Here is a 6,309-nt window from a genome sequence, read left to right as displayed (position 1 = left end):
GTTTTGCTGACGGGATCAATGTCCCACGAGCGCTTCGTTCTACTCCGACTACCGCTATAATAAAACTAAATAAAAAAAGTTCAACCAGTAAAACCTGGTTAAACTTATATTACGATCGAAGCGCGAGTGTTGAACATCTAATTTTACATTATTTCAAATGTAGCTAAGATAAATGCTATTCAAGTTGGATATAATAATGAACAGTTTTGAAGAGAGGGAGGAAACTCCCTGTTATTCTTAAAGTCTAAACTTCGTGTAAAATATCTATTAACACAACTAAATATGAGTAGTTGAAACGTCTTAAATCCTTGATAGTACTGGAAATTAGGCGTTTTTTTATTGTATCAGGCATTAACGATAAGTGTTATTAACACGTCTAAAAAGAAGAGTAGTACCGGATTCTATTCATATCTCTATCTTCATCAATCACGCCAGATACATAAATAAGGGCACTTCCTACAGAAACGCTCCCTATAATTGAAGATCGTACAAAAATAATTTTAGCTAAATAACTTTTATGATTTTGAACAAAAGCACCCGATCATTAATTAAGACATAAAGGTAACCCTAAATTATTAATAAACTTTTGTATCATTATTTATGTTTTCAATTTTAATAAAGTCGAACTCTGCTTCGTAGCCTTCGCCTTGCGGACTACAAGCATAGATGCCAACTTTAATATTATCTGTCTTTGCAACTAGGTGAGTCATTCTTATTTGACTCCACGAAATACCATCTAATGAATAATCAACATAGTAATTATTTTCTCTTCTAGTTATTCGATAAAAAAGTGAAATCTGGTCTTCTAAAAATTCCTGACTAGACCAATCAGAATAGCCTTGATTTGTTACAACAACACCTAATTTACTATTGCCATCTGGTATAAATTCAACAGAAGTCTTTAACCAAGTATCACTTGAAAATCGTACCATTAAACCGGCTTGGTCGTATCTATTCTCTGGTTTAGATTTTACCTTAGTAGTTAATCTAAAGTCTCCATTTACTTCATAGTACAAAAAATGCCCATTATCAGCTTGAAAACCATAATGTGTTTTTTGCCAAAAATCTGTTTGCATGTCAGTTTTAATAATTAAATTCGACCCTTTGTAATTAAGTTTCCATTCTTTAGGTGGGGATAACCACCCTAAATTTTTATCTATTTCGGCATTGTTGAACTCCTCTATCAGTATGAAGCTATCACTCATAATCATTGCCACCTTACTCATAATTAATTCTTTCGACATAAAAATCATTGTGCAATTTTACACTTCAATTTGTTTAAGTATTTTTGCAGGATTCCCTCCAACTACAACGTTGTCTGGTACATCTTTAGTTACTACTGCACCTGACGCGATTACAACATTGTCTCATATCGTTACTCCTGGGTTTATTACTGCACTACCACCAATCCATACATTGTTTTGTTACCAAATGTAATTGGTTTTGCATATTCTCTTCCTGAATTGCGTTCTGTAGGATCAAGTGGATGAGTTGCTGTATAGATATGTACAGCAGGTGCAAGCATACAATCATCTCCAAATCTTACTTCACAAACATCCAGTATGACACAATCAAAATTTGCAAAAAAAATTCTCCCCTACAAATATGTTGTAGCCATAGATGCGAATTCAGGCCAGTTTGAGAATCTAACGAATATGTGTGTCCTTAGCCAATCATTTTGCCATGAAACATCGCTAAATACGGCTGCTAAGGACACCAGAGTTCGTTCAAAATTCAAACCTCTGAGAAATTCTTCAACGAGCCTATTTGCCGCCTGAAAATATGTCGCATATTGTGTTCTGCTCACCTTTGATATACCGTCCCCTTTTGAACGTTACAGCATTCATGATTCAGGCTTTGAGGCGGATATCCCATGAAAAGTCGAAACGGTTCGTCAATACACCTTTTTTACCTAGCCCTCACCCTTTCACCGGAATGGCATGCCGGACATCGTAATGAGCTCTATCCAGTAGCTTCAGTTAACAACTTCATTTCTTGCGGGCTTAAATGGATGTCTAATGCTTTTATATTTTCTTCAAGCTGATCAATGGAGCTTCCTGCAATTAACGGAATCACTCGGGGGTTCATTTGGACCATCCAGGCCAATACGATTTGATTCATGGTTGCTCCCTTATCTTCGGCAACCTGTGCCAGAACATCGATTCTTTTCATTGAATCCGGTCCTTCATAATGATCTGGAAGCTTCTGGTTTTTTGTATTGTAGGTCCCGTGAAGAAGCGGAGAATAAGCCAACAAAGTGAAGTCTTTACGAGATTGGCAGTAGTCAAGAAGCTCTTCGTTGGCCGAAACTTGTATGCCAAAATCGGCACCCGGTTTGGGACGAAGATAAGAAAAACGCTGCTGGACACAAATATACTCTTCCCACTGATGATTCCGGCTTATATTTTTGGCTTGCTCAATTCTCCATGTATGAATATTGCTGCAGCCGATATGTCTGACTTTGCCTTCTTTGACTAGCTTGTTTAATGCTTTGAGTGTTTCTTCCAGGGGAGACGGTCGATGATCAATATGCGCATAATACAAATCGATATAATCCGTTCCCAAACGTTGAAGACTTTCTTCGACCGCTTTATGGATCGCTTTGGCAGTCAAGCCCTCCGCGCTGTCAAAACCCAATTCAAGATCTGTGGGGTTAGCTCCGACTTTGGTCGCCAAAAATATTTGATCGCGCACGTTTCTAGACTTCAGCCATCTTCCGATCAGGGCTTCACTTTCTCCGCCATATCCGTTTTCCTCCCAAAATGCATAATTGTTGGCTGTATCTAAAAACCGCCCACCTTTATCATAATAATAATCCAGTAATTTAAAAGCTGTATCTTCGTCGGTTCTTGTTCCGAAGTTCATACACCCTAAACACATGGCGCTTATCAAAACGTTTGATTTGCCTAATGGCACTTTTTTCATGATTTATACACTCCTATTTTTGATTTTATTTGTTATTTGTCTTCTGTTCTTGTTGTTCTAATTCCCAGGATCGGTAATAATTCAATTTTTCATCCAGAGCCAACAAAGTTGCTTGAATTTCTTCCATCTGCTTGTTTAATTTACGTTGATGGTCTTCCAGTAAATCCACCCGTTTGGCAATCGTTGAATCGCCTTGGCGAACCAAGTCGGCAAATTCTTTCATCTTGGCTATGGGCATATCCGTGGAACGCAGACGAATTAGAAGAATGATCCATTCAAGATTTTCCATTCTATATCTGCGATGACCTGATTCATTGCGTGCAATGGGATCGAGCAAACCAATGCGTTCATAATATCGAAGCGTATGTAAGCTTAACCCGGTTTCGTTTGCAACCTGCTGTATGTTTAAAATAGAGTCCACCTCCTTATTGCTTCATCATAAGTAATTGTATAAATTAGAGTGCACTCTAAGTCAAATGGTTAATTTATTAAATAAACTTTCGCAGTTAGTTATTCTGAACAAATCGAGCAATAGCAAGTACTGGTCTGGAACTCTAAATTTAACGCCAGTTCCATTTCGGGTGGTTCAAGAATCGATATAGCGCATTCTTTTCAGGTTTGCCTTCACCCTTTCTGCTCTGTAGGTATTGATACAGGTTCTTATGATGAAAGATAAGCGAAAAAATCATTTGGAATACATTTTTTTAAAAAGCCTTCTCTTCTCATTTCAATCTTCTCCATAACTCGAAATGATGGAGTATTCTCAGGTTGACACGTTGCTATAATCCTATGCAAATTCATTTCTTTAAAACCATATTCCAATATAGCTCGTGCTGCTTCTGAAGCATACCATTTAATTTAATATTTTGGATTAAAACCCATCCAATCTCATAAGTATGCTCTCCAAAATACTTATAAAAAACAATGTGGCCAAGGAAAATGAATGGTGGGATGAATATTATTACGCTTTTAGAAGAAGAGTGGAAATGAGCTATAAAATATACAGTATTTTTAAGTCTCTACTTATTGAACAAAAGGATGCTTTTGTTCAATAAGGCTTTGCAATGATCTTCAACGATCTAAGCGCGGTGCTGCCGAGCTTAGGTCGTATCATATAACGGGTGGGATTCCCGTCGAGCAAAATGGCGGTTTTGAAAAAATACAAAACCGCTTTTTCCTATGGAATATAATTTGATTGAGACCATTAGAGATTTGTATTGTGAGTAAAGAATTTTTCAAGTCTATCCATGAATGTTTTAGTAGCTATACTCAAATACTTATTATTTCTGTAGAAAATTTCTAAATTCCTAGTAGGTGACTTTTCAATTTTAATAGATCGAATTCCTAATGATTGAAAGTTATCGATTAGTTGACTTGGTTGAATTGTTGCACCTATACCATCTTTTACAAGTTGAAACAAAGAAGTAGCTGACCCAGTTTCCATAATTGTCGTAATGGATAAGCCTTGTTCTTCACACCATGCATCAATTAATTCACGTCCATAAAATCCCTTAGGGTACATAACTAAAGGAATATTAATTAGATCATTAGATGAAATAATGGTTCTATTAGCTAACTTGTGTTTTTCATGGACATAAAGACTATAAGTCTCTGTATAGAATGGAATTTGGTGTAAACGATTATCGGGATTCATTGTTAATCCCACACCAATATCAACTTCATTATTCAGTACCATATTTAAAATATCAATAGATGGGATTACCTGTACTTTCGTATTTGGAAAATCTTTATGAAAATCAACTAACAAAGGAGTTAAACGATAATCTAAATCGGATGGTAAAACAGCTAAGCGTATATTTCCAGCATGCAAATTTGTTAAATCAAAAATGGCTTCTTCAGCACTGTCAAGTAGCCTGAAAACATCTAAAGCGTAACGCTCTAAAATATTTCCAGCTTCAGTTTTAACTGTCTTTTTTCCAATTCTATCAAATAAAGGCACACCGATTTCATCTTCTAGCACTCGAATCTGTTGGCTTAATGTAGGTTGAGAAATTCCGAGTTTAAAAGCAGCTTCGGAAAAATGAAGCTCCTTACATAACACTAAAAAATAGTTTAATTGTCTAAGTTCCACTAAGTATTCTCCTTTTTGTATAGTTTAAAACTATGGTTTTAACAGAAAAAATAGTATTGTTCTATCGTTAATCTTATTATACATTAATATTAGTTTTATAGAAAGGAGCGAGCAACATGCGAGTTATCTATCTTATATTAGTCATTTTTGTTCTTTCACTAAATCTAAGACCGTCAATTACATCATTAGGTCCTGTACTTGATTTAATACAAATAGATTTAGGGATTAATGGGGTGAGGGCAAGTTTACTTACTTCGCTACCCGTTTTTTGTATGGGACTATTTGCACTATCTTCAATTCAATTGAACAATCGTTTAGGGATTGAAAAGTCATTACTTATAGCGATGGTATTAATTTTTATTGCAACTCTATATCGAGGTTTCGTTTCAGAGAGTTGGCAATTAATTCTTACAGCCTTAATTTCTGGCGTTGGAATAGGCATAGCTGGTCCACTTACCTCAGGATTTATAAAAAAGCACTTCCCAAAAAATTTAAGTGTTACGAGCGTTTATTCTGTTGCTATGGTAATCGGAGCATCTATTGCAGCGAGTTTTACAATACCATTACTCAATCGGTTTAACGAATCTTGGCAAATAGCACTCAGTACCTGGAGTATTCTAGCCTTAATCGGAGCATTATTACTATTCCCAGTTTTAATTACAGAAAAAACAAAGGATACAAAAGTGAAAGAAGTTTCATTGCGGATTACAAACAAGCGTGTTTATTTATTTATGATGTTTTTTGGGTGCATGGCTGCAATATTTTATTCTATAACAGCCTGGTTAGCTCCCTTTGTTCAATCCATGGGAATGAATCAAACTCAATCAGGTTTTATTCTTACTTTGTTTACCGCTATTCAAATACCTGTTAGCTTTTTTATACCTTTGATTGTTGTAAAAACAGGGACCAGAAAAATGTGGCTATTAATCTGTAGCATTTCCGAATTAATTGGTATTTTACTATTGTTAGGATATTATTCTCCGTGGATTGCCACTATATTCTTAGGTATTGGAGCAGGAGGACTATTTCCTCTAGCATTGGTTATTCCAATTGAAGAGGCAGATACAACGGAAGAAGCTACTTCATGGTCAGCTCATATGCAGTTTGGAGGTTTCATTTTGGGTGCCCTTGGTCCATTGCTGTTCGGATATACTTTGGATGTATTTAACAGTTATACACCAGCTTTAGTTATAGTGTTAGCGATAATATGCATTATGGTAATCATAATTTTAAAAATGGAAAATGAATCTAATAAGGAAAATAAATCATTATTGAAAGTTGAGGGATAAACG

The 6,309-nt window shown here is 35.7% G+C and carries 5 protein-coding genes and 2 pseudogenes; 1 reads left to right on the top strand and 6 read right to left on the bottom strand.

Annotated elements, in window-relative coordinates; translation table 11 throughout:
- Positions 1 to 575 precede the first annotated feature (575 nt).
- The 6 genes and pseudogenes from LC095_RS06250 to LC095_RS06225 form a co-directional block, all read right to left on the bottom strand.
- The gene (locus LC095_RS06250; RefSeq protein WP_413467460.1) at positions 576 to 1,244 is read right to left on the bottom strand and encodes a DUF1349 domain-containing protein; all 669 of its coding nucleotides are present in this window, start codon (positions 1,242 to 1,244) and stop codon (positions 576 to 578) included.
- A gap of 18 nt (positions 1,245 to 1,262) precedes the next feature.
- A pseudogene (locus LC095_RS06245) lies at positions 1,263 to 1,619 on the bottom strand (DapH/DapD/GlmU-related protein); the annotation flags it as partial.
- Positions 1,620 to 1,962: 343 nt separating this feature from the next.
- A complete protein-coding gene (locus tag LC095_RS06240) occupies positions 1,963 to 2,925 on the bottom strand; it encodes an aldo/keto reductase (protein ID WP_226527339.1) in 963 nt (320 codons plus the stop codon).
- Between the two features lie 25 nt (positions 2,926 to 2,950).
- On the bottom strand, positions 2,951 to 3,346 hold the full coding sequence (locus LC095_RS06235; protein WP_226527338.1) for a MerR family transcriptional regulator: 396 nt from the start codon (positions 3,344 to 3,346) through the stop codon (positions 2,951 to 2,953).
- Positions 3,347 to 3,585: 239 nt separating this feature from the next.
- Positions 3,586 to 3,860 (bottom strand): annotated as a pseudogene (locus LC095_RS06230) (GNAT family N-acetyltransferase); the annotation flags it as partial.
- A 269-nt stretch (positions 3,861 to 4,129) separates the two neighbouring features.
- Positions 4,130 to 5,017, bottom strand: a complete 888-nt coding sequence (locus tag LC095_RS06225; RefSeq protein ID WP_226527337.1) for a LysR substrate-binding domain-containing protein — start codon at positions 5,015 to 5,017, stop codon at positions 4,130 to 4,132.
- A 116-nt stretch (positions 5,018 to 5,133) separates the two neighbouring features.
- On the opposite strand from LC095_RS06225, the gene LC095_RS06220 reads away from it, so the two are divergent.
- Positions 5,134 to 6,306 (top strand): CynX/NimT family MFS transporter, encoded by a 1,173-nt coding sequence (locus LC095_RS06220; RefSeq protein ID WP_226527336.1) that lies wholly within the window; start codon positions 5,134 to 5,136, stop codon positions 6,304 to 6,306.
- The last annotated feature ends 3 nt before the right edge of the window (positions 6,307 to 6,309 follow it).

Origin of the sequence: Metabacillus niabensis (assembly GCF_020524345.1) — a bacterium.
Classification (GTDB): Bacteria; Bacillota; Bacilli; order Bacillales; family Bacillaceae; genus Metabacillus; species Metabacillus niabensis_B.
The sequence above is the reverse complement of the archived record's forward strand: the minus strand, read 5'-3'. Positions and strand labels throughout refer to the sequence as shown.

Excerpts from the sequence above, each read along its gene's own strand:
- LC095_RS06250 (WP_413467460.1), bottom strand. The coding sequence starts at position 1,244 with ATGTCGAAAGAATTAATTATGAGTAAGGTGGCAATGATTATGAGTGAT.
- LC095_RS06240 (WP_226527339.1), bottom strand. The coding sequence starts at position 2,925 with ATGAAAAAAGTGCCATTAGGCAAATCAAACGTTTTGATAAGCGCCATG.
- LC095_RS06220 (WP_226527336.1), top strand. The coding sequence starts at position 5,134 with ATGCGAGTTATCTATCTTATATTAGTCATTTTTGTTCTTTCACTAAAT.